The sequence below is a fragment of the Kribbella shirazensis genome (assembly GCF_011761605.1).
GTDB lineage: Bacteria > Actinomycetota > Actinomycetes > Propionibacteriales > Kribbellaceae > Kribbella > Kribbella shirazensis.
Genome location: NZ_JAASRO010000001.1, coordinates 4,447,182 through 4,471,038 on the forward strand (window position 1 = coordinate 4,447,182; position 23,857 = coordinate 4,471,038).

The window sequence follows — 23,857 nt, forward strand, 5'->3', positions numbered from 1 at the left end:
TCAGTACTCCAAATCGGTGCGCAGGAGCCGGGCCTGGATCGCGAGCAGGCCGGCGACCAGGATGATCACGGTGACGCCGACGGCGGACGCGTAGCCCAGGTTCGAGAACTGGAACGCCTGCTGGTACATGAAGTAGACGGCGTTGTTCGTGGCGTTGTCGGGGCCGCCCTGCGTCATGACGAAGATCGGCGTGAACACCCGGAAGCTGAAGACGGTGGCCATGAACGTGACGACCATCGTCGTACGGCGCAGCAGCGGCAACGTGACGAACCGTGCCAGCCGGAAGCCGCGGACTCCGTCCAGCTCGGCGGCCTCGTAGACCGACGCGGGCACTGCCTGCAGGCCGGCCAGGAAGATCAGCACGGAGAAGCCGATGTCCTCCCAGATGCCGACCAGCAGAATGGCCGGAAGGGCCTGCGCGCTGCTCGTCAGGAACGGCTGGGTCGGCAGCCCGGACCAGTCGATGATCGCGTTGAACAAGCCGGTGTCGGGGAAGTACATGAGGTTCCAGATCACCGCGATGACCGCGCCGGACGTGACCAGCGGCGCGAACAGGGCTGCGCGTGCCAGCGCCGTACCGCGCAGCTTGCGGTCGAGCAGGACCGCGAGGGCGAACGCCAACGGGACCTGGACGGCCAGCTTGCCGACGACGTACAGGAGGGTGTTGCCCATCGAGTGCCAGAACGTCATGTCCTGCAGCAGTTCGGCGTAGTTGGCGAGGCCGACGTACTTGCTGCGGGTCAGGTCGAGCAGGCTGACCTGGCGCAGGCTGTTGAGCAACGCGTAGACCAGTGGGCCGAGCTGGAAGATCGCCAGTCCGGCACAGGCCGGCGCGAGCAGGATGCCGAGCGTCAGTTTGTGCGAGCGTGGTGCGCGGACAGCGGTCGACGCGGTACGGCGACGTACGGCGTCGGTGCGCAGTGCTTGGGTCGTCATCGGTACCTCGCCAGCAGGGTGTCGAGCTTGGTGGCCGCGCGCGTCAGTCGCTCGGCCGGCGCGGCGCCGAGAGCGATGTCCTTGATCGCGGAGTTGAGGACGTACTGGTAGCTGAGCGCGCCCGGTGTGGCCGGTGGGGGATAGGCGCACTTCTCCAGGGTGTTGAGCATCAACTTGTACGGGTGCTGCCGGTAGCGGGGGAGTCGTTCGAACAGGCTCTTGCGGGCCGGGAGCGTGCCGCGGACCTCGCTGTGCCAGGTCATCCGGTTCGCGTCGTTGTGCAGGAACGCCAGCAGGGCAGCGGCTTCCGGGACGTGCTTCGACGCGGAAGCCACGAAGAAGCCCGCGCCGCTGCCGTGGCTGAACTGGGTCTTGCCTGTCGGTACCGGAGCGACGGCCCAGCGGAACTTCACCTTCAGTTGCTGGGCTCGCAGTGCGGTCGTGTCCGCGTTGATGAAGGACGCCGCGCGGCCGTCGTACCAGGCGTTCGGCAGGCCCGCCCGTGGTGTGAGCCGATCGGTGAAGAGGCTCTGGTAGTACTCCATACCGGCGGCCGCCTCGGGCGTGTCGACATAACCCCGTGCGGTCGTGCCGTCAGCGGAGACGGCTTCGAAGGTGCGGCGTTCCGACTCGGTGCCGGACTTGTCGCCGGCCGAGCGGAGGAAGATGCCCTCGAACCAGTAGCTCGACCCGGGGCCGCCCGGGCCCATGATGGACGGCGCGAGCGACCAGAGCCGCCGGTCGTCACCGCGCTGGGCCTCCTCGAGCTCACGCCAGGCGTCGCGGGTCCGCTCCCAGGTCCAGGCGTCGGCCGGGTCGTCGGAGACCGGCGGCGCCTCGACGCGGTACTTCGCGAACACGTCGGCGTTGTAGAAGTGCGCGAGGATCTGTTGCTCCCACGGCATCGCGTAGAGCTTGCCGTCGTGCGAGTGCAGCGTCCGCGTCGGCGTGACGATGTCCTCGATGAAGTCCCTCGCGATCAGGTCGTCGAGCGGTACGGCGGCGTTGTTCGCGACGTACTCCGGCATGAAGTCGCCGAAGGTCAGGATGATGTCCGGCGGTGAACCGCCCGCGATCGCGAGCTGGGCCTTCTGGGAGAGCTCGCCGAACGGGACCGTCTGGTCCTCGATCCGCAGGTTCGGGTAGGCGGCGGTGAACTGCGCGAACAGCTTGGTGAAGTACTGGTCCTGGACCTTGATCGGGAACTGCTGGCGCAGCACGCGCAGCGTGATCCGTTGCTTGGTCAGGGCGGGTCCGGTGTACGGCCAGAGCCCGTCGGGCAGCGCGATCGGGGCGGCGACGGGGGCCGCGGAGCCGCAGGCGGTGGCCGCGGCGCCGACGGCACCGGCGGTGCCGAGCGCACCGAGCGCACCGAGGAAGCGGCGGCGGGTGATCGCGGGGCGGTGGCTTGGAGGCTGGTGACTGGGATGCACGGGAATCCTGCCAATCACTGGGTCCCGGCGGAGAGCCGGCGGGTTGTGGCGTTTTCGATGGAAGCAGCATTCCGGCGACTCTGCAAGCACTATTGCAAAAATCTTTGGATGCAGTGACTATTGCAGTGAGTTGATCGCTAGAGTCATCGGCGTCGCAGAGTCCGGGGAGGAACGGCATGTCCGAGCAGCAGGTCGCCGAGTGGCTGGCAGCCTCGTCACCCGCCGGTGGTCTGAGCCCGAAACTGCTGAGCGTCTACCAGGTGCTGCAGATGCAGCCGGCGTTCGCGTCGTACGCAAGCGCCGGCGAGGTGGCCGAGCGGGCGGGTGTGAACGTCGCGACCGTGACGCGCTGTGCGCAGAGCCTGGGCTTCACCGGCTGGCCGCACCTGCAGACCGGTCTGCGCGACGCGTTCCTGTCCTCCCGTCTGGCAGATCACACGGACGTCGCCGATTCGCCGGTGCACTCGGCGCTGGACCGCGACATCCACAACCTCCAACTGGCGGCGCAACAGGTCGAGCCCGCGCAGGTCACCGGCTTCGTCGACGCGATCGCGGCGGCCCGGCGGACCGTCGTTCTCGGCTTCGGTACGCATGCGGCCGTCGGGCATGTGCTCGCCACGCTGGGGGCCAACCGGGGGATCGACATGGTGATGGTGGACCAGGGTGGGGTGCGGCTGGCGAACGCGCTGGCGTCGCTCACCGCGGACGACTGCCTGGTCGCGATCAGCTTCTGGCAGTACTACCGCGACACCACGACAGCGATCGATTTGGCGCGCGAAGCCGGTGCCTCGATCTGTGCGCTCACCGACTCCGCGAGCTCGCCGGCGGCGAAGCTCAGTGACCATACGTTGGTTGTTCCAACGGAAGGCGTGTCGTTCTTCCCGTCGATGACAGCGGCGCTCAGCGTCGTGTACGGCGTACTCGCCGACCTCGTCGCGCGGCATCCGGAACGGAACGAGAACGTCGGCCACCGGGCCGCGGAGGTGCTGACCCGGCTGAACCTGCTCGACCGCGGTTAGGCTCTGAGCACCGCGTCCGCTCGCTGCCCGGCGGCGGTGCGTAGATCCGTCCCGGCGGCAGCGCTCAGGGCGGTCACGGTCGATGTGATCACCGGCGTGGGGACGCCGACGCGCCGGGCGACCTCTTCGAGAACGGCCAGTCCGCAGGTCACGTCGTCGGTCAGGAAGCGGTGCCGGAGAGTCGTCGGTCCCGGCGCCGTCGCGAAGGGCGGGAAGGCCGCGAACGCCTCGACCAGTGTGCTCCCGACGCATCCCTGGTCGCCGTAGAACCGGGTGAACCAGTCGCCGACCGGCGTGTACGGCAGCGAGAGCGCGGCGGCGAGCGCGGCGCGTTCGTTGTCGGTGGCAACTACGAGTCGTTCGGTCGCTGTCGACATACCCTCGAGGAAGAGCGTGAACGGGGTGGCGTTCACGATCCGGTTGAGATTACTCAGCACGAGGGCTGGATGCAGCACGTGATTGGTGTTCGCGAGACTGCTCTCGAGGGCGGTCGCCGCGACCAGGTCCAGAGCGGGCCGGAAGGTTTCCGCGGCCGAAGGACCGGCGCGCAGATCGCCCGCCAGCAACCCGTGTTTCGCGCCGCGCAGTGTCACAGTCGAGCCGGCGATGCTGCCCATGAACGGGTTGGCGTTGGTTTCCGCGAGCGCGGACGGCGCGAGGCCGGCGTCGCTCAGCCAGTCGTACACCAGCGCCGAGCCGCCGACGCCAGGGGCGACCAGCAAGACGGCGCGACCGGCCAGCAGTTCGGCGTACCTGGCGATCAGCTCCAGCAGGTTCGCCGCATCGGTCAGTACGACGTACGCGTCGGCCCGCGGTTGTGGATCCGAAACGACGTCGATGCCGCGCTCACCGAGGGCCGTCAGCCGAACCGGCCGATCGCTGCCGACGACGATCGGTTGTTGTGTGCGCGCCGCCATGGCCGCGGCCGTGAACAAGGCGTGGTCGGTGTCCCCGAGTACGGCGAACGTCAGCACGTCGTCAGCCCGCGGTGCGAGGGCGGAGGGCTGTGCGGAGTTGGCGGCGGGAGGTGATGCCGAGTTTGGAGAAGGTCTTGCGGAGGTGCCATTCGACGGTTCGGGGGCTGATGAAGAGTTGGGCGGCGATCTCCGGGTTGGTCAGGCCGTCGCGGGCCAGGGTGGCGATCTGGGCCTCCTGGGCGGTCAGGTCGTTGGTGGTTTCCGGGGTGCGTTTGCGGACGGTCTCGCCGGTGGCGAGCAGTTCGTGGCGGGCGCGTTCGGCGAAGGCCGCGGCGCCCATCGCGGCCAGTTGCTCATGGGCGGTGCGCAGGTGTTCGCGGGCGTCCTGACGTCGGCCTTCGCGGCGCAGCCATTCGCCGTACAGCAGCTCGGCGCGCGCCGACTCGACGCGCAGGCCGGTCCGGCGCAGGTGGTCGACGGACGCGCGGTACGCGTCCTCGCCGTTGGTGAGCAGCGCCCGTGCGCGGGCCTCCATCCCGCGTCCCCAGTCGGTGGGGACGGCCGCGACCCGCTCGTTCAGCCAGGCCAGTGCGGTCTCGACCAGCTTGGTGTCGCCGGTCCGCGACGCGGCCTCGGCCAGTTCGCCGATGACGAGTACGCCGTACGCGACCGGGTCCTGCTCGAACACCTGCAGCGCCGCGTCCCGCGCGGTCTCGTACCGCCCGAGGCCGTTGTTCAGCAGGGCGCTCGAGTACGTCGCGATCGCGGTCATCCGGCCCTGCTCCTGGGCACGTCCCTCGCGGATCATCACGTCGATCAGCCCGTTGGCCTCGGCCTCGTTGCCGCGCAGCGCCTCGAGCTGCATCCTGCCGATCCCGAGGACACGGTTCCCGGTCGCGGCGGCGATCTGCCGTTCCTCCTCGACGTACGCCGCGGCGGCGCTCAGGTCACCGGTCATCGAGACGACGTTCGAGCGGAAGTTCAGCACCCACTGGAGCTGGACGAGCGCACCGCCGTCGCGCGCGATTCGTTCGTGGCGGGCGGCGAGCTCGAGGGCCGCGTCGAGGTCCCAGACGTCGATCGCGACGACCCCGCTCGCGCGGTTGCCCGCCAGCCACATCCAGCCGCCGACCTCCTCGGCCTCGCTGTCGCTGTGCCGGGCGTGGTCGAGAGCCTTGACGAGCTGCGGTGCGGCCACGACGTACCCGCGGGTGAAACGCAGCGCGAGCGCCTGCAGCAGCAGGTCGCCCGGTGGATCGGACGGGGCCGGTGCGGGCGCGGCGGACGCGGCCTCGCCGAGGATCCCGGGCGTGTCCGGGCCGCTCGCCCAGATCGCGGCCGACATCGCCTCGAGGTACGCCACGCGGGCCTGCTCGTGGTCGAGTGGGTCCAGCTGCTTCGCGGCGCCGACCAGCGTGCGGGCGGCCTCGGCGGCGTTCCCCTGATCGAAGGCGATCTCGCCGCGCAGCCGGGTGATCCGGGCCTCGCGGAGGGCATCCGCGGGGCCCGCGGCCGCTCCGCCGAGGAGATCGAGCGCCGCGTCGAGTGCGCCGGCGCTGCGCTTCGCGGTCGCCGCGGCCAGTACCCGGTCCGCGCGCAGCGCCGGGTCGATGGTCAGCGCGGCTGAGCGTTCCAGGAACGTGGCGGCGGCGAAGAAGCCGCCACGGGCCCGGGCCCGCTGCGCGGACCGTTCGAGTTCGGCGGCGACGTCCTCGTCGGGAGCCACGGTCGCCTGCGCGCGGTGCCAGGCCCGGCGGTCCGGATCCGTCTCGGGGTCGGTCACCGTCGCGAGTGCGCGATGCACCGCGAGCCGCTGCTGCGGTGAGGCCGTCCGGTACGCCGCCGACCGCACCAGCGGGTGCCGGAACCGGACCTGCCGGTCGAACGTGATCAGCCCGGACTCGATCGCCCCGGCGGCCGGCTCCGCGCCGAGCCCGAGCTGCTCGGCCGCGCGCCACAGCAACGTCGGATCGCCGAGCGGTTCGGCCGCTGCCGTCAGCAGGAGCAGCCGGGTGCCGGTCGGCAGTACTTCGAGACGCCGGACGAAACCGTCCTCGATCCGGCTCGCCAGCGTGCCCGCGGTGAGGCCGTCGGCGAGCTCGGCCGCGGTCCAGGCACGGGGAAGTTCGAGCAGCGCGAGCGGGTTGCCGCGGGTCTCGGCGACGATCCGGTCCCGCACCCGGGGATCGATCGGCCCGGGCAGGACGGACTCCAGCAGGGCGCGCGCGTCGGCATCGTCGAGGCCGCGGATCTTCAGCTCGATCAGACCGGCGAACGCGTGCTCGACGCCGTCACGGACCGCGAGGACGATCACCACGGACTCGGCCGCGAGCCGGCGGGCGACGAACGCGAGGATGCGGGCGGACATCAGGTCCAGCCACTGGGCGTCGTCGACCACGCACAGGACGGGCCGGTCGGACGCCGCGTCGGCGAGCAGGTTGAGGACCGCGAGCCCGATCAGGAACTTGTCCGGGGTCGGGCCGCTGACCAGGCCCAACGCCGTACCGAGAGCCTCACGCTGCGGCGCGGGCAGCCGCTCGAGATGGTCCAGGAACGGCTGGCACAGCTGGTGGAGTCCGGCGTACGCGAGCTCCATCTCGGACTCGACCCCGGCCGTCCGCGTGATCCGGCAGCCGCCGGCCCCGGCGACCAGCGCGTCCAGCAACGCCGACTTGCCGACGCCGGCCTCACCGGTGAGCAGTAGCACCTGGCTACGTCCGGCCTTGGCTTCGCGGACCAGCCCGTTCAGTACGTCGGTCTCCCGCCGCCGGCCCCGGAGCTCCCGTTCTCCCATCCCCACGCCGGTCAGCCTAGACGGTGCTCCGCAGCGGGAGTCACGTGTCCAGCAGTTGCAAGGCCTCCGCGATCGAGGCAGTGACCGGAGCACCTGTGGCCTGTAGGGCTTCCAGGGTCATCGCGCCGGTCGTGACGAGGACGCACTGCGTGCCGGCGGCCTGTGCGGCGTTGGCGTCGTCGACGACGTCGCCGATCAGCACGACTTCGGTCGGGTCCAGTCGCTGCGCCTCCAGGTGCAGGCGCAGGCTGTCGGCCTTGGAGCCGCCACCCACCTCACCGGGCAGCCCGTCGATCCGGGTGAAGTACGACGTGAGGCCGTACTGCTCCACGGTCGGAGTCAGCCGCGAGTGGAACCACATCGACAGCAGCGACTGCGTCCGCCCGCTGTCGGTCCAGGCCCGCAGTGCGTCGTGGGTGCCGGCCGCGAGCTCGCAGGTGTGCAGGAGGGCGTCGTACCGGTCGTGGTAGAGCTTGTCGACCTGCGCCCACTCCTCCTCGTCCAGCGTGCGCTGCAGGACCTGCTCGTACGACAGCCGCATCGGCCGCGCGTACGCCGCCTGCCACTCGCTCCAGGTGAGGTCAGCCCGGCCGAACCCAGCGCAGACCTCGTTGACCGCCGCGAGTACGGCGTGGTTGTCGTTGAGGAGCGTGCCGTTCCAGTCCCAGACAACATGCGAAATCACAGCGTCACTGTAGTGGGATGGATGAAAGGATGCTGCCCATGCCGGATTTCGTCCACGCCCAAGACCTGACGGCCGGGTTCTACGCCGACGTAATCGCGCCGCAGCTCGAAGGGACCGCCCACGCGGCAGGCCTGCTGGGCTGGGGCTCGGACGTCCTCGGGTACGACACCGCCCGGTCGATGGACCACGGGTGGGGGCCGCGACTGGTCCTCCTGGTCGACGAGGGGCAGGTGGAGCCGGTCCGTCAACGGGTGGAGGACGCACTGCCGCACGACTACCAGGGCGTGCCTGTCCGGTTCGGCTGGGACACCCACGAGCCGGGACATCACATCACGGTCGCGACGCTCGGCGACTGGTTGCGCGATCACCTGGGGTTCGACGCGTCGCAGGGCATCAGCCAGACCGACTGGCTGGTGACACCGCAGCAGCAGATCCTCGGCGTGGTGCGAGGACGTGTGTACGCCGACGACGGCCGACTCGCCCCGGTGCGTGACGCCCTGTCCTGGTATCCGGACGAGCTCTGGCGCTGGATGCTCGCCTGCCAGTGGTCGCGGATCGCGCAGGAGGAGCCGTTCGTGCAGCGCACGCACGAGGTCGGCGACGAGCTCGGCTCGCGGGTCGTCACCGCGCGACTGGTGCGGGACGTGATGCGGCTGGCGCTGCTGCAGTCGCGGACCTACGCGCCGTACACGAAATGGCTGGGTACTGCGTTCGCCCGGCTGGGGCATCCGGACGGGCTGGACCAGGCGCTCGCCGATGCGGTTGCCGCGGGCAACTTCGCGGACCGGGAGCGGGCGCTGGTCACGGCGTACGAGCTGGTCGCCCGTCGGCACAACGCGCTCGGGATCACCGCCGAGCTCGACCCGGCGCCGCGCCCGTTCTTCGATCGCCCGGCGCTGATCCTGGGCGCCGGTCGGTTCACCGATGCCTGTCTGGACGCCGTCACCGATCCGCAGCTGAAGAGCTACGGTCTGATCGGTGCGATCGACCAGTTCGTCGACAGCACCGACGTGCTCAGCCAGGTGCCCACCTACCGCCGGCTCGTGGAGGTTTACCAGTGACCCCAATGACTCTGTCCAGGCACGTGATCAGCTCGGTCACGACCGCAAAGGTCGGGTTCGAGTACCTGCGGACCATCGGCAAGAACTCGTTCCTCGGCAGTCACGGCAGCGGTGGCGTCGTCACGGCGTACGTCGTGGAGACCGACCGCGGCGCGATCGGCTGGGGACTGCCGTTGTACGACGGGGATCCCGGACCGCTCGTCGGACGGTCGCTGGCGGAGCTGATCGATCCGGAGCGGGGTGTGATCGACCCGGCGGCGGAGTTCCTCGACTTCCCGCTGCACGATCTGGCGGCGCGGATCCTCGACGTTCCGGTGTACGCGATGCTCGGCGGCGCCGGGTCGCCGCGGGTGCGGTGTTACAGCGGCGGCATCTACTTCGACGACCTCGACGGCGGGATGGAGGCGATCCGGACGAACCTGGTGCAGGACCACGCGTTCGGGTTCCGCGACTTCAAGCTGAAGATCGGCCGCGGGCACCGGTGGATGGATCCGCGCGCCGGCCTGCAGCGCGACATCGAGGTCACCCGGCTCGCGCGCGAGCTGTACCCGGACGCCGGAATCCTTGTCGACGGCAACGACGGCTTCACCGTGAACGGCCTCTTCGAGTACCTCGACGGCGTCGCGGACTGCGACCTCTACTGGATCGAGGAGCCGTTCGCCGAACGCCGTCCCGACCTGCAGGCCCTGCATGACCGCCTGCGGGAGCTGCCGACCCGCCCGAAGGTCGCCGACGGCGAGTACGACCCGAACGTCGACCACGTCCTGCAGCTGGCGGGCGAGGGCCTCGTCGACGTCGCCCTGATGGACGTCATCAGCCACGGCCTCACCGGCTGGCGGCGCACGATGCCGCACTTGAAGGCCGAGGCCTCACCGCACGCCTGGGGCCTGCCCATCAAGACCCTGTACGCCGCCCACCTGGCCGCCGGCCTCGGCAACGTCCCCATCATCGAAGGCGTCCCCGGACCCGGCAGCTACACCCTCGAGGACGGCTACGTCGTCCTCCCGGAGCAGCCAGGCTTCGGCCTCAATCTGCCGTAGGTCCTGTCAGGCCGGCGGGGCCCAGGCCGGGTGAGGTGTGTCCGGGCCGGTGTACGGCGTGTCGGCGTAGTGCCGCTGAAGCTCCGCGAGTTGATCGGTCAGCGTGGCGCGGATGCCGGCGTACGCCGGGTCGTCGGCGACGTTGACGAGTTCTTCGGGATCCTTACCGAGGTCGTACAGCTCCCACTCGGCGGCGAACAGGCGGTCCGATGAGCCGGGAACGCCGAGGCCGGCGCCGTAGTAGTGGATGAGCTTGTGGTCTCGCGTGCGGATGCCGTAGTGCGCCGGGGCGTGGTGGTTGGGATCGTCGTGTTCCCAGTAGCGGTAGTAGATCGCCTCGGGCCAGTCCGCCACCTGCTCACCGCGCAGCAGCGGCAGGAAGCTCCGGCCCTGCGACGTGGGGAGAACGGCGGCCGCGTCCAGACCCGCCATGTCGAGGAACGTGGCGGCGAAGTCGACGTTGGTGACCATCGCGTCGCAGGTGCTGCCGGGCTCGATCACGCCCGGCCAGCGGATCATCATCGGCATCTGCAGCGACTCGTCGAACATCAGCCGCTTGTCGAACCAGCCGTGGTCGCCGAGGAAGAAGCCCTGGTCGGACGTGTACACCACGACGGTGTTCTCGGACAGGCCTTCGGCGTCCAGAACGTCGAGCAGCCGCCCGACGTTGTCGTCGATCGACTGGACGCACTGCAGGTAGTCCCGGAGGTACCGCTGGTACTTCCAGCGCATCCGCGCCTCGCGGTTCTCCGGGCCGCTCAGCTCCGCCGGTAGCTCCTCGCCCAGCTCCTCCGCGCCCAGGTCCTCCGCGACGGACATGCGAACGCCGCGGACCGCCTGGCTGCGCGAGCTGTGGTCGTCGAACAGCGTGCTCGGCTCCGGGATCGAACCGACCGGGTAGAGGTGCTTGTGCTTCTCGTCCGGCACCCACGGGCGGTGCGGGGCCTTGTGATGCACCAGCAGCAGGAACGGCCGCTCCGGGTCCCGCTGCCGGATCCAGTCGATGCTCTGATCCGTCACGATGTCGGTCGCGTACCCGGGTACGGTCTCGGCGCCGTCCGGGCCGATCATCAGCGGGTCGACGTACTCGCCCTGGCCGGGGAACACCCGCCAGTCGTCGAAGTGCCGCGGCGCGGACTCCGGCCGCTCGCCCAGGTGCCACTTGCCGAACAGCGCGGTCTGGTACCCGGCGTCCTTCAGCACCTCCGCGATCGTCGGCACGCGGTAGTCGATCTGGCTGAAGATCGACGCGACCCCGTTCACGTGGCTGTACGTGCCGGTCAGGATCGACGCCCGCGACGGCGAGCAGATCGAGTTCGTGCAGTACGTCGCGTCCATCCGGACCCCGTCCTGCGCCAGACGGTCCAGCTGCGGCGTGCGGTTGACCTTGCTCCCGTACGCCGAGATCGCGTGGGCGGCATGGTCGTCGGACATCACGAAGACGATGTTCGGAGTGGGCATCGTCTCACCCTAAATCAGCCGCGACCGGTTTTGGACATCGCTTACCCAAGCCCCTCGGTTGGCGTAGGTTTGTCGCTCATGGCCATGTTCGACCTTTCCCTCGACAAGCTCCGCGAGTACCGGCCCGACGTGGCCGCGCCCGCCGACCTCGTCGACTTCTGGCGCCGCTCGATCGAGAAGGCGCGCGCCGACGACCTGTCTGCCTCGTTCACCCCGATCGACAACAAGCTCGCGGTGATCGACACCTACGACGTCACGTACGCCGGGTTCGGCGGCTCGCCCGTGAAGGGCTGGCTGCACGTCCCGGCCGGTGCCACCGGCCCGCTGCCGACCGTCGTGCAGTACCACGGGTACTCCGGCGGCCGCGGCTTCCCGCACGCGACCACGCTGTGGGCGCAGGCCGGCTACGCGCACTTCGTGATGGACACCCGCGGGCAGGGCTACAGCGCGGGCGGCCCGGACGCCACGCCGGACGACACGCCGTACGCCGGTCTGAACCACACGCCCGGCTTCATGACCCTGGGCATCACCGACCCGGAGACGTATTACTACCGCCGCGTGTTCATCGACGCGGTGCGGGCGCTCGACGCCGCGCGGACGTCGCCGCTGGTGGACCCGGACAAGCTGATCGTCACCGGCGGCAGCCAGGGCGGCGGCATCTCGATCGCCGCGGCCGGCCTCGCGCCGATCGCCGGGATCGAGCTGCTCGGCTGCGCTCCCGACGTACCGTTCCTGTGCCACTTCCAGCGGGCGCTGCAGATCACCGACAAGGACCCGTACGGCGAGATCACGCGGTACCTGAAGGGCTTCCGGCACGACGTCGACGCGGCGCTCACCACGCTCAGCTACTTCGACGGCGTGAACCTCGGCCGGCTGGCCACGGCGCCGGCGCTGTTCTCGGTCGCGCTGATGGACGCCACCTGCCCGCCGTCGACGGTGTTCGCCGCGTTCAACCACTACGGCGCGACCGGGAGCGAGCAGAAGGACATCGAGGTCTACCACTACAACAACCACGAGGGCGGCCAGACGTACCAGCAGCTCGCGCAGCTCGACTGGTTCGCGGGGATTTTCGGAGCCACCGAGAAGTAGGCCCTGTCTGTCATCGGGCGCCCGATGAGTTTCCGGTCCCGCTGTCGTTACACGGTCATCGATGTCGGTCAGACTGGACCGACCGTGACCGCGGGAGGCCGCAATGGACTGGAAACTCGAACTCGTGATCGTGCCGGTGTCGGACGTGGACCGGGCCAAGAAGTTCTACACCGAGCAGCTCGGCTTCGCCGAGGACGTCGACCACCGGGCGGGCGACTCGTTCCGGGTGGTGCAACTGACCCCGCCCGGGTCGGCGTGCTCGATCACGATCGGGACCGGGCTGACGACAGCGACGCCGGGCGCCTACCAGGGCACGCACCTGGTGGTGAACGACATCGAGGCGGCGCACGCCCGGCTGGTCGAGCGTGGTGTGGAGGTCAGCGAGCCGTTCCACTTCACCGCCGACGGAAAGCAGGCCGGTCTCGCCCCGAACCGGGGTGACTACGCGACCTTCCTCTCCTTCGAGGACCCGGACGGCAACGGCTGGACGGTCCAGGAGGTGGGGAAGGCCACATGAGCACGCTGGAGGAGTTGGCGTTCGCGGGTGACGAGTCCGCGTTCGCCGACCTCGCCGGACAGTACCGCCGGGAGCTCCACGTGCACTGCTACCGCATGCTGGCGTCGTTCGACGACGCGGAGGACGCTGTCCAGGAGACACTGCTCCGGGCGTGGCGCAGCCTGGACCAGTACGACGGTCGAACGTACTTCCGCGCCTGGCTCTACCGGATCGCGACCAACGTCTGCCTGGACCTGACCAGGCGGCAATCCCGGCGTACGACGGCACCGAACGACCTCATGTGGTTGCAGCCGTACCCGGACCGGCTGCTCGACGAGGTCGCTCCGCCGACCGACCAGCCCGACGCGGTCGCGGTGGATCGGGAGACGATCGAACTGGCCTTCCTGATCGCGCTGCAGGCGTTGCCCGCTCGTCAGCGAGCCGCCCTGATCGCCCGCGACGTCCTCGGCTGGTCCGCCGCGGAGACGGCCGGCCTGCTGGAGACCAGCGTGGCCGCGGCGAACAGCGCGCTGCAGCGCGCCCGGGCAACGATGCAGCAGCGGCTGCCGGCCCGGCGTGCCGACTGGAGCGCGCCGCGGCCGACTGCCGAGGAGCGGGACGTGCTGGACCGCTTCATCGACGCACATCAGCGGTGTGACGTCGCGGCGGCGGTCGCGATCGCGGCCGAGGACCTGCGGGTCTCGATGCCGCCGGACCGGATGTCGTTCGCCGGGCTGACCGCGTGCCTGCCGCTGCTGGAGCGAGCCTTCGGGCCGGACCGGGACGGCGAGTGGCGGCTGGTCCCGACGTCCGCGAACCGGTTGCCCGCGGCAGCGTCTTATCTGCTGCGGCCGGGGGACACCGTGTGGCGGGCGTTCAAGCTCGACGTACTGCGGATCAGCGACGGGAGGATCACCGAGATCATGACCTTCGGGTACTCCCGTTTCCCGGCCTTCGGCCTCGCGGACCGGTTGACCCCCTAATGTGGAACACATGCTCGGACTACCCACGGGGATCCAGGCCTGCTTGTTCGACCTGGATGGCGTGCTCACCGACACTGCTGCCGTCCATGCCGCCGCGTGGAAGGAGATGTTCGACGAGTTCCTCCGCGAGTACTCGGCGCGGCACGGGATACCGTTCCGGCCGTTCGACGCGCGGGCGGAGTACGACGCCTACGTCGACGGCAAGCCGCGGGCCAGCGGGGTCCGCGACTTCCTGACCGCGCGCGGCATCACGCTGCCCGAGGGCACCGCGGAGGACCCGCCGGCGGCGATGACCGTGAACGGCCTCGGCAACCGGAAGAACGAGGCCGTTCAACGGCGGATCCGGACCGAGGGTGTGCACGTCTTCGAGGGCTCCCGGCGGTACCTCCGGGCCGCCGAGCAGGCCGGGCTCCGCCGGGCGGTGGTGTCGTCGAGTGCGAACACCCGCGAGGTACTCGACGTCACCGGACTCGCGAAGTACGTCGAGGAGATCGTTGACGGCGTGACGATCCGCACCGAGGGCTTGCGGGGCAAGCCGGCGCCGGACACGTTCCTGGCCGCGGCCGAGCGGTTCGGGGTCGCCCCGTCCGCGGCGGCCGTGTTCGAAGACGCGCTCGCCGGCGTGTCCGCCGGCCGTTCGGGCCACTTCGGGCATGTGATCGGAGTAGACCGCGTCGGTCAGGCCGCCGGGCTGAAGGCGCACGGCGCCGACGTGGTGGTCCGGGACCTGGCGGAGCTGCTGGGGTCCGGCGTACCGGCCGAACTGCCGGGTGATCTGGAGGGCGAATGATCGATCGAGGCCATCATCCGATCGAGCCGTGGCGGCTGCGCGAGACGCGGCTCGCGCTGGACAAACTGGCCCAGTCGGAGTCGCTCTTCGCGCTCTCGAACGGGCACATCGGCCTGCGCGGCAACCTCGACGAGGGCGAGCCGTACGCGATCCCCGGCACGTACCTGAACTCGTTCTACGAGCAGCGCCCGCTCCCGTACGCCGAGGCCGGCTTCGGCTACCCGGAGTCCGGGCAGACGCTGGTCGACGTCACCAACGGCAAGCTGATCCGGCTGCTCGTCGACGACTCGCCGTTCGACATCCGCTACGGCTACCTGAGCAAGCACGAGCGGTCGCTGGACTTCCGTACCGGCATCCTCGAGCGCGACGTCGACTGGACCTCACCGGGCGGCAAACGGATCAGGGTCCGCAGCCGCCGGATGGTGTCGCTGACCCAGCGCGCCATCGCCGCGATCGAGTACGTCGTGGAGCCGGTCGATCAGCCCGCCCGGTTCGTGATCCAGTCCGAACTGGTCGCGAACGAGACACAGCCCAAACTGTCGGACGATCCGCGCGTGGCCGCCGTACTGGACAACCCGTTGAAGCCGGTCAGCCATGACGGCGGCGAGCACGGGACCGTCCTGATCCACCGGACGACCCGCAGCCAGCAGTTGATGGCCGCCGCGATGTCGCACGAGGTGGACACCTCGGTCCGGTACGCGATGGACCAGGACGTCCGTGAGGACTGGGCGCGGACCACGGTGATCTGCCAGCTGCAGCCGGGCGAGAGCCTGCGCGTGGTGAAGTACCTGGCGTACGGGTGGTCCAGCCTGCGGTCGGAGACCGCGATCCGGGACCAGGTCGCGGCCGCGCTGGCCAGTGCGCGCTTCTCCGGCTGGGACGGTCTGACCAGGCAGCAGGTCGAGTTCCTGGACGACTTCTGGGACGGCGCCGACGTCGAGGTGCAGGGTCATCCCGAGCTGCAGCAGGCGGTCCGGTTCGCACTGTTCCACGTACTGCAGGCCGGTGCGCGCGCCGAGCGGCGCGCGATCCCGTCCAAGGGGCTGACCGGTGCCGGGTACGACGGGCACACGTTCTGGGACACCGAGGGATTCGTCCTCCCGGTGCTGACCTACACGATGCCGGACGCCGCCGCCGACGCACTGCGCTGGCGGCATTCGACGCTGGAGCTGGCGAAGCAGCGGGCCGAGGAGCTCGGCTTCCGCGGCGCGGCGTTCCCGTGGCGGACGATCCGCGGTCAGGAGTGCTCCGGTTACTGGCCCGCGGGTACGGCGGCCTTCCACATCAACGCCGACATCGCCGAAGCGGTGATGCGGTACTACCGCGCCACCGGCGACAGCGCCTTCCTCGAGGAGGTCGGGCTGGAGCTCCTGGTCGAGACGGCCCGGTTGTGGATGTCGATCGGCCACCACGACCGCGACGGCCGCTGGCACCTGCCCGGCGTCACCGGCCCGGACGAGTACAGCGCCGTTGCCGACGACAACGTTTTCACGAACCTGATGGCGGCGCGCAACCTGCGGGCCGCGGCCACGATCGCGGCGAAGCTGCCGGCGCGGGCGCGGGAGCTCGGCGTCGACAGCGAGGAGGAGGCCATTTGGCGGGACGCCGCCGCCGCTGTCTACGTGCCGTACGACGAGGCGCTCGGCGTCCACCCGCAGTCCGAAGGGTTCACCGGGTACGCCGTGTGGGACTTCGATGCGTACAAGGACAAGTACCCGCTCCTGCTGCACGCGCCGTACTTCCAGCTGTATCGCACGCAGGTCGTGAAGCAGGCCGACCTGATGCTGGCGACGTACTGGTGCGGTGACGCGTTCACGCCCGAGGAGAAGGCGCGGAACTTCGACTACTACGAGCGGCTCACGGTGCGGGACTCGTCGTTGTCGGCGTGCGTGCAGGCTGTGATGGCGGCCGAGGTCGGTCATCTGGATCTCGCGTACGACTACGCCTACGAGGCCGCGCTGATCGACATGCGCAACCTGCACCGCAACACCGGCGACGGTCTGCACATGGCGTCGCTCGGTGGCGCCTGGAGTGCGCTGGTCGCGGGCTTCGGCGGATTGCGGGACCAGGGCGACATGCTGAACTTCGATCCGGCGTTGCCGATCGGACTGGCCGGGCTGAGCTTCACGGTCCGCTGGCGTGGCGTCCGGTTGAAGGTGGAGATCGACCCGGTGTCGGTGAAGTACACCGTGCACGACGGGCCGGACGCCTCGATGACGTTGCGGCATGCCGGCGAGGAGATCACCGTCACCGCGAAGCAGCCCGCGATCCGGACCTTGGAGAAGCGCCGGCCGCTGCTGCCCCGGCCACCACAGCCGCCGGGGCGCGAACCCCTCCCGGCGATGGCGATCAACGAAGGCAGATGATCAGGGCCCGGCCGCGGTGGTGAGGAGGCGGCTGTTGGGCAGCAGACGTGGGACGCTGCCCAGGCGGTTGATGACGGCCGCGCCGAGTTGACCGGTGGCTCGGGCGTCGCCGCCCAGCAGCGCCTGGTAGCTCGCGCGGCAGGCGTAGCGGGGGCCGCCGAGAACCGCGACGTACAACTCGATGTCCGGGAGGTTCGGGTAGGCCTTGAGCGCGCGCAGGGTGCCGCGCGCGCAACGGATCAGGGTCGGGCGGCTGCGGTCGGAGCCGGTCTTCAGCAGCAGCTGGTCGGCAAGACCTTTGGTGACGAAGTACTGCGCGCTCGACGCCCGGTCCTGGACGTAGCGGACGCTCGCCGTCTCCTTCGCGTCGTCGGTGAGCGCGCAGACCGCCCATTGCGGCGGCAGCGTGACGATCTGGCTCTTCGGTACGTACGGCGGGATCCCGGGCACCGCGGCGACGCCGCCGCTGTTGTTGACCGCGGTCAGCGCGGCTCGCGACGCCGCGTCCTTCGGGTTCGCGTGCGGCGCTGAGGCGAGGCGGGTCGTGAAGGCGGCGTCGGGAATGACGACGACCGTCAGGCTGCCCGTGTTCTTCAGCAGCAGCGACGTACGGCTCGGGTCCGTGCTGAGGGTCAGCTGGACGCCGTCGGTCTCGGACTCCGCCGCGAGCTGCTCGGTCGACTTGGCGCAGTCGACCGCCGGTCTGAGCGCCGGCTGCGTTCGCGGTACGACGATCGAGGGCGTCCGGGCCGGAACGCCCTGACCCGAACCCTCGGCGACCGTACAGCCGGCGGCGCCCAGCAGGCCCGACAACACCAGCAATACCGCACAGGGCATGAGCGCCCGATTACGCACCGCCACGACAACCCCCTGAATCCCGAGCCTCAGGTCCCCACCCGCTCGGCTTACCTTGCTTCCACCATACTGTCCGTGCCCCGACTTAACCTCATGTCGTGACCGTTCATCACCTGTCGAAGCGAGACGCCCGCCGGCTGGCAGTGCGGGCCCAGCTGCTCACGAGCGAGCGACCGGCGGATCTGTACGACGTCGTCCGCGGGCTCAACGTGCTGCAGCTCGACCAGACGGCGTACGTCGCGCCGAACGCGGACCTGGTGATGTGGAGCAGGCTCGGGTCGTCGTACGACCCGTCCGAACTGGCGGACGCGCTGGCATCGCAGCAGCTGTTCGACCTGCGCGGGTTCCTCCGGTCGCCGGAGACGATCGCGCTGTTCCGGGCCGAGATGGCGGCGTGGCCGGGCGACGGGGAGTTGCTCGACTGGCAGGAGTACCGGCGCGACTGGGTGCGGGCGAACGAGGGGTGCCGCGAGGACATCCTCGAGCGGCTGCGTCAGGACGGCCCGCTGGTGATGCGGGAGCTGCCCGACACCTGTGTGCGGCCGTGGAAGTCGAGTGGGTGGACCAACAACCGGAACGTGTCGCAGATGCTCGAGTTCATGGTGCAGCGCGGGGAGGTCGCGATCGCCGGACGCGAGGGCCGGGACCGGCTCTTCGACCTGGCCTCGCGCGTGTATCCGGACGACCCGGTCGTGCCGCTCGCGGACGCGCTGCGGATCCGGGACGAGCAGCGGCTGCGGTCGATGGGCATCCTGCGGGCGAAGGGGCCGGCCTGTCCGGGCGAGCCGCTCGACGCGGGCGCGGCGGGGGAGCGGGCCCTGGTGGAGGGCGTCCGCGGCGAGTGGCGCGTCGATCCGGAGCTGCTCGGGCAGCCGTTCACCGGACGGACGGCGATCATCTCGCCGCTCGATCGGCTGGTGTACGACCGGAAGCGGCTGACCGAGATCTTCGAGTTCGACTACCAGCTGGAGATGTACAAGCCGGTCACCAAGCGCCGCTGGGGATACTTCGCGCTGCCGATCCTGCACAACGACCGCCTGGTCGGAAAGCTCGACGCGATGGCTGACCGCAAAGCCGGGATTCTCCGCGTCGACGCACTGCACGAGGACGAGCCGTTCTCGAAGACGCTGACCGCCGCCGTCCACCGCGAGATCCGCGACCTGGCCCGCTGGCTTCGGCTGGAACTTGTGACGAGCCCTTGACCAACGGTTCTGTTCACGTAAACATCCAGGGGTGAGAGCAACCCTGCGCAGTCTCGCCGCCATCCTGCTGTCCCTCCTCGCGCTCTGTGCATCGCTGAGTGCCGCGCTGACCGTGCCTGCCGCGGCGGCCCAGCCGCGGACGAGCGACTTCCGTGGGGTCAACTGGGCCGATCCACGGGACAACTACGCCGACGACGAGGTGGTGCCGTCCGGGCTGAGTACGGCGGACGACTACCGGACGACGTACCGCAAGGCGACCGGGATCGTGGGCGAGTTCCGCAAGGAACTGAAGGCGAACACGGTCCGGCTGCCGATCAACCCGTCGAGCGTCGGGACCGACTGGTGGCGCTCGTACCGTGGCGCGATCGACGCCGCGGTGGACGGCGGCTTCAAGGTGATCCTCAGCTACTGGGAGGCCGACAACGCCAAGGACGGCCGGGTCGACGATCCGGCCGCGTACGCGGCGATGTGGGACACCGTCGTGAAGGCCTACGGGAAGAACGCGCGTGTGTACTTCGAGCCGATGAACGAGCCGTTCGGGTACACGCTGGCCGAGTGGGTCTCGCTCACGTCGGCGTGGATCGCCAGGCACAGCGACGTACCGCGCGGGCGGATCGTGATCTCCGGGACCGGCTACAACGACAACGTCACCGGGGTCGGCGCGGCGCTCGAACTGCAGGGCACCTTGCTGTCACTGCACTTCTACGGCTTCTGGGCCTCCGACGAGACCGAGTCCGCCTGGCTGGCGAACCTGCGGCCGCGGATCGGTACGTACGGCTGGCGGACGATCATCGACGAGGCCGGTTCACCGATGACGATCGGCCTGAACTACGGCAACCACGAGGGCAACGTCTACACGGCGTACCTCGGTGCGCTCACGCAGGTCGCCCGCGAGCAGCAGATGGGTGTCGTCTACTGGCCCGGCCTGCGCACCGGTGACTCGTACTCGATGACCACGCAGGTCGCGCCGGCCGACCTCGAGGTCAACAGCATCAGCGGGCGCGATCAGCTCTGGTGGGGCTGGGGTCTGCTCAAGGAGGAGCCGACGAACAGCGAGCCGCCCGCACCGCCGGGCGAGCCGCTGCGTGGCGTGGCCAGCAACCGCTGCGTCGACGTACCGGGCTTCTCGACCAGCCCTGGTACGGCGCTCGACCTGTGGGACTGCAACAACGGCGGCAACCAGTCGTGGAACCTGACGTCCCAGAACGAACTCACGGTCTACGGCGACAAGTGCATGACCGCCGGTACGTCGGCCGTCACCATCGAGACCTGCACCGGCGCCGCCGACCAGGTGTGGCAGCTCAATCCCGACCAAACCGTGACCTCGTCCGCCGGCTGCCTGACCGCGACCGGAACGGGCAACGGCGCAGCCGTCGTCGTTGCCGCCTGCAACGGCTCCGCCGACCAACGGTGGCTGCGCTCCTGAACGTACCGGACAGCGCGGCTACGCCTCGAGGCGTTCGTCGGTCTGGAGTTCGTGGAGGAGTTGGCGGACCTCGGCGGCTTCGGGGGAGCCGTAGGTTTCGAAGCGCTGCAGGGACTCGGTGAGGTGGGTGGTGTCGGCGCTCGCCTCGCCGAGGATGCGGTGCGCCCGGGCGATGCCGAGCAGTGAACTGGTCTCCTGATGGATGGCGAGTGCGGTGTGCCCGGACTCCATCGCTGCGTCGGTCTGACCGAGCGCCAGCTGGATCCGGGCGAGGTCGACGTACGCGTCGCCCTCGTGCAGCCGGTAGCTTCCGGCCGCCAGCGCGATGGCCTCGCGGGCCCGTGACTCTGCCAGAGCGAGCGACGACTCGGACAGCTCGACCAGCGCCAGCCCGCGGACCGCGTGCGCCCGGTACTCGCGCAGCAGGTCCGAATCCGTCGCGGCGAGCACCTGCTCGAACGCATCCCGGGCCGCCTTGGCATCGCGGCGTTGCAGATGGCAGAAGCCCAGCTCGTTCAGGCTGTGGACGCGGATGCGGAGATGCTCGAGCTCCTCGGCGCGACGGATCGCCGCCGTGAGCAGTGCGATGCCCTCGTCCACCCGTCCGGAATCGCGGTACCAACTGCCCTGGATGTATTCGAGGACACCGCGTCGCCCCTCGTCGCGTAGTTGCTCGACCAGCCGCCTGCCCTGGGCGAACAGCTCCTCCAAACCGTCGACCTGACCGATGGTGATCCTGGTGTGGCACAGATTCAGCAGGCCGGCGACAGACAATGACGGCGTCCGGTCCCCGGCGATCTCCAGCATCCGCTCGTACGCGCGCAGCCCTCCGTGCAGCTCGCCGCGGCTGAGGGCGAGGTTCCCCAAGTGCAGGAAGGTCAGCGTCAGCCCGACCGTGTGACCTGCTTGTTCTTGCAGGTCGCGGGCCTGCGAAAGGTACTCGGCCGCGGCCTTCGGATCGTTGCTGCGGAGGCGGACGACGCCGGCTGAGTACAGCGCGTGGCCGAGCACCGAAGGGTCGCCGGCGCGTTCACCGGCCGCGACCATCCCGTCGATCAGCTCGCCGGGCATCGAGCGGCCGCTCACGCTCCAGAGCGCGCTGACCTCGCCCAGCACCAGGGCGATGGCGTGCGGGTCGCCGGCCGTCCGCGCGACCTCCAGCACCAGGTCGAGAGCCGCCAGGACGTCGCTGGCGTACCCGTGCCGATCCATGTCCGCGATCACACCGACGGTGAGGTGCCAGCACCAGTGCACCGGACCGTCGGCGGCGCAGGCACGCACCGCCGCGATGATGTTGTGGAACTCGGCCTTGAGCCACGCGACCGCCGCGGTCGCGTCGGCGAGGCCGACCTGGGGCACCTCGGGCAACGGCGGGCAGGGCGCCTGCAGCCGCAGCGAGATGAGGAAGCCGGCTGCTTCCTCCTTGCCGAGGTAGTACCAGGTGTAGAGCCGGTCCAGCGCGGCCACGCGGTCGTCCGGCGACTCGGCGGCGTCCGCCTGGTGGCGCGCGAAGTCCCGGACGAGGTCGTGGAAGCGGTAGCGTCCGGCCGCGTGCTCCTCGAGCAGATGCGCGTTGGTCAACGTCCGTACGGCGGAACGCGCGGCCGCGACCGGCACCGCACCGAGGGCGGCGAGCGCGTCGGCCGTGAAGTCCAGCCCTGGAACGAGACCGGCCAGGCGGAACAACCGCCGTACGTCGGGCGGAAGGTGGTGGTAGGACAGGTCGAACGCCGCCGCGACAGCCGATTCCTCGTCGTCGTCGAGCGCAAGGACCGGCAGACCACGTTCGCGCAGTACGGCGAGATAGTCGCCCAGCGAGCGGTGCGGCTCGTCGGCCAGTTGGGCGGCCGCGATCCGGACAGCGAGTGGCAACCGGCCGCACGCCTCGACGAGCTCCGCGGCCGCAGCCGGCTCGGCGGCCACCCGCCCGTCGTCGAGCAGTTCGGCGAGCAGGGAGACCGCGTCGGCGGTGTCGAGCGTGCCGAGACGGATCCGCCGCGCTCCTTCGCGGGCGATCAGGCCGGACAGACTGTTGCGGCTGGTGACCAGCGTGAGGCAGCTGGAGGTTGCCGGGAGCAACGGCCGGACCTGGTCGGTGGTGGCGGCGTTGTCCAGCAGCACCAGCATCTTCCGGCCGGCGATCCGGGTCCGGAGCTCGGCCGTCGCGTCCGCGAGCGAATCCGGGACCACATCGGTACCGAGAGCACGCAGCAGATGGCCCAGGGCCTCCCGCGGCTCGATGGCCGGTCCCGTCGCGTGCCCGCGGAGGTCGAGGTACAGCTGGCCGTCGCCGTACCGGTCGGCGACCTGGTGCGCGTGGTGGACGGCCAACCCGGTCTTGCCCACCCCGGCCATCCCGGTGACCACGACGAGTCCGTCCATCCGGGTCGCGAGATCACCGAGTTCGGTCTCGCGCCCGTGGAACCCACCCGGCGCCGGCGGCAACTGTGCCGGCCGCGGCGCACCGCTGTGGGTCGGTGCGCTCCGCGGCGGTGGTTCCAGGTCCAGCGCGGGGTCTTCGGCGCGGATGGCGTCGTACAGCTCCCTGAGTTCCCGGCCTGGCTCCGTCCGGAGCTCGCGGAGCAGCCGCTGGTGTGTCGTGCGGTACGTGAGCTCGGCACGAGACCGCCGCCCGGACCGGTACTGCGCGAGCATCAGCAGGCCGACGAGCCGCTCGCGCAGCGGGTACCTGGCGGACAGCTCGGACAGCTCCGGGACGATCTCCGGCGCCCGGCCGGCCCGTAGTTCGGTGTCGTACAGCTCCTCGGACGCGATCATCCTTGCCTCGGACAACCGTCGTGCGTCGGCCGCGACCAGCGCCGTGTCCTCGAACCCGTCGTACGGCGAACCGCGCCACAGGCCGAGCGCGCTCCGGAAGCCCGCCACCGCGGCGGCCAGGTCGCCCTCGGCGGCCGCGTTCCGTGCGGTGGAATGCAGGTTGCCGAAGACGGTGGCATCCAGCTCGTCCGGAGCGACGTCGAGTTGGTACCCGCCGGGGACCGCCCGGAGGCGCTCGGCGCGGTCGAGCACGCCACGCAGGCGGTGGACGTGCACCTGGAGACTGTTCGCCGGTCGCCGCGGAGCGTCGTCGTCCCACAGCGCGTCCACGAGTACGTCGACCGCCACCGGCCGGTTCGCCCGGACCAACAGGATCGCCAGCAACCTCCGGCGGAAGGCGGAGATCGGCTCGACGACCCGCCCGTCGACGACGACCTGAACGGTCCCCAGCACCTCGAAGCGCACTCGCCCTCCCGCGGTCGAGCCCTCATCATTCCCGATGAAGGGGGCTCGGCCTCACGAAAGC

18 protein-coding genes are annotated in these 23,857 nt (G+C 70.2%); 10 read left to right on the forward strand and 8 right to left on the reverse strand.

Annotation, left to right across the window (positions count from 1 at the left end; genetic code table 11):
• Both BJY22_RS21630 and BJY22_RS21635 read right to left on the reverse strand, forming a co-directional pair.
• The gene (locus BJY22_RS21630) at positions 1 to 936 is read right to left on the reverse strand and encodes a carbohydrate ABC transporter permease (RefSeq protein WP_167209524.1); all 936 of its coding nucleotides are present in this window, start codon (positions 934 to 936) and stop codon (positions 1 to 3) included.
• Positions 933 to 2,369, reverse strand: a complete 1,437-nt coding sequence (locus BJY22_RS21635; protein WP_167209526.1) for an extracellular solute-binding protein — start codon at positions 2,367 to 2,369, stop codon at positions 933 to 935. Before BJY22_RS21635 ends, BJY22_RS21630 begins: the two co-directional genes overlap by 4 nt.
• A gap of 176 nt (positions 2,370 to 2,545) precedes the next feature.
• On the opposite strand from BJY22_RS21635, the gene BJY22_RS21640 reads away from it, so the two are divergent.
• A complete protein-coding gene (locus tag BJY22_RS21640; protein ID WP_167209528.1) occupies positions 2,546 to 3,388 on the forward strand; it encodes a MurR/RpiR family transcriptional regulator in 843 nt (280 codons plus the stop codon).
• Here BJY22_RS21640 and BJY22_RS21645 read toward each other — a convergent pair.
• From BJY22_RS21645 to BJY22_RS21655, 3 genes are read right to left on the reverse strand one after another with little or no spacing between them, the layout of a single operon-like run.
• Positions 3,385 to 4,362 carry an NAD/NADP octopine/nopaline dehydrogenase family protein gene (locus tag BJY22_RS21645; RefSeq protein WP_167209530.1) on the reverse strand — a complete coding sequence of 326 codons (978 nt, stop codon included), beginning with the start codon at positions 4,360 to 4,362 and terminating at the stop codon, positions 3,385 to 3,387. The genes BJY22_RS21640 and BJY22_RS21645 overlap by 4 nt on opposite strands.
• Before the next feature lie 4 nt (positions 4,363 to 4,366).
• Positions 4,367 to 7,099, reverse strand: coding sequence for a helix-turn-helix transcriptional regulator (locus BJY22_RS21650; RefSeq protein ID WP_167218490.1), 2,733 nt, complete (start codon positions 7,097 to 7,099; stop codon positions 4,367 to 4,369).
• A 40-nt stretch (positions 7,100 to 7,139) separates the two neighbouring features.
• Complete coding sequence (locus BJY22_RS21655) at positions 7,140 to 7,784, reverse strand: HAD family hydrolase (protein ID WP_337758857.1); 645 nt, start codon at positions 7,782 to 7,784, stop codon at positions 7,140 to 7,142.
• Positions 7,785 to 7,822: 38 nt separating this feature from the next.
• Between BJY22_RS21655 and BJY22_RS21660 the strand changes: the two genes are divergently transcribed.
• Together BJY22_RS21660 and BJY22_RS21665 are read left to right on the forward strand one after the other, a co-directional pair.
• Complete coding sequence (locus BJY22_RS21660) at positions 7,823 to 8,845, forward strand: DUF4037 domain-containing protein (RefSeq protein ID WP_167209532.1); 1,023 nt, start codon at positions 7,823 to 7,825, stop codon at positions 8,843 to 8,845.
• 5 nt (positions 8,846 to 8,850) lie between these two features.
• Positions 8,851 to 9,885 (forward strand): enolase C-terminal domain-like protein, encoded by a 1,035-nt coding sequence (locus tag BJY22_RS21665; RefSeq protein WP_167218494.1) that lies wholly within the window; start codon positions 8,851 to 8,853, stop codon positions 9,883 to 9,885.
• Between the two features lie 6 nt (positions 9,886 to 9,891).
• Here the strand turns inward: BJY22_RS21665 and BJY22_RS21670 are convergent, their stop codons facing one another.
• Positions 9,892 to 11,346, reverse strand: coding sequence for a sulfatase family protein (locus BJY22_RS21670; protein ID WP_167209534.1), 1,455 nt, complete (start codon positions 11,344 to 11,346; stop codon positions 9,892 to 9,894).
• A gap of 84 nt (positions 11,347 to 11,430) precedes the next feature.
• On the opposite strand from BJY22_RS21670, the gene BJY22_RS21675 reads away from it, so the two are divergent.
• The 5 genes from BJY22_RS21675 to BJY22_RS21695 all read left to right on the forward strand — a co-directional run bounded on the left by BJY22_RS21675 (position 11,431) and on the right by BJY22_RS21695 (position 17,070).
• On the forward strand, positions 11,431 to 12,435 hold the full coding sequence (locus tag BJY22_RS21675) for an acetylxylan esterase (protein ID WP_238350424.1): 1,005 nt from the start codon (positions 11,431 to 11,433) through the stop codon (positions 12,433 to 12,435).
• Positions 12,436 to 12,538: 103 nt separating this feature from the next.
• Positions 12,539 to 12,952, forward strand: coding sequence for a VOC family protein (locus BJY22_RS21680; RefSeq protein ID WP_167209538.1), 414 nt, complete (start codon positions 12,539 to 12,541; stop codon positions 12,950 to 12,952).
• Positions 12,949 to 13,914 carry an RNA polymerase subunit sigma-70 gene (locus BJY22_RS21685; protein ID WP_167209540.1) on the forward strand — a complete coding sequence of 322 codons (966 nt, stop codon included), beginning with the start codon at positions 12,949 to 12,951 and terminating at the stop codon, positions 13,912 to 13,914. The genes BJY22_RS21680 and BJY22_RS21685 overlap by 4 nt, the downstream gene beginning before the upstream one ends.
• A gap of 10 nt (positions 13,915 to 13,924) precedes the next feature.
• Positions 13,925 to 14,704: a beta-phosphoglucomutase family hydrolase gene (locus BJY22_RS21690; protein ID WP_167209542.1), complete on the forward strand. Its 780-nt coding sequence runs from the start codon at positions 13,925 to 13,927 to the stop codon at positions 14,702 to 14,704.
• The gene (locus BJY22_RS21695) at positions 14,701 to 17,070 is read left to right on the forward strand and encodes a glycoside hydrolase family 65 protein (RefSeq protein ID WP_167209544.1); all 2,370 of its coding nucleotides are present in this window, start codon (positions 14,701 to 14,703) and stop codon (positions 17,068 to 17,070) included. The genes BJY22_RS21690 and BJY22_RS21695 overlap by 4 nt, the downstream gene beginning before the upstream one ends.
• On the opposite strand, the gene BJY22_RS21700 is transcribed toward BJY22_RS21695, so the two are convergent.
• A complete protein-coding gene (locus BJY22_RS21700; RefSeq protein WP_167209546.1) occupies positions 17,071 to 17,931 on the reverse strand; it encodes a hypothetical protein in 861 nt (286 codons plus the stop codon).
• Between the two features lie 92 nt (positions 17,932 to 18,023).
• Between BJY22_RS21700 and BJY22_RS21705 the strand changes: the two genes are divergently transcribed.
• Both BJY22_RS21705 and BJY22_RS21710 read left to right on the forward strand, forming a co-directional pair.
• Entirely contained in the window at positions 18,024 to 19,127 is a 1,104-nt protein-coding gene (locus tag BJY22_RS21705; RefSeq protein ID WP_167209548.1) for a DNA glycosylase AlkZ-like family protein, read from the forward strand.
• A 31-nt stretch (positions 19,128 to 19,158) separates the two neighbouring features.
• Positions 19,159 to 20,553 carry a ricin-type beta-trefoil lectin domain protein gene (locus tag BJY22_RS21710; protein ID WP_167209550.1) on the forward strand — a complete coding sequence of 465 codons (1,395 nt, stop codon included), beginning with the start codon at positions 19,159 to 19,161 and terminating at the stop codon, positions 20,551 to 20,553.
• 18 nt (positions 20,554 to 20,571) lie between these two features.
• Here the strand turns inward: BJY22_RS21710 and BJY22_RS21715 are convergent, their stop codons facing one another.
• Positions 20,572 to 23,796: a BTAD domain-containing putative transcriptional regulator gene (locus tag BJY22_RS21715; protein ID WP_167209552.1), complete on the reverse strand. Its 3,225-nt coding sequence runs from the start codon at positions 23,794 to 23,796 to the stop codon at positions 20,572 to 20,574.
• Between the last annotated feature and the right edge of the window lie 61 nt (positions 23,797 to 23,857).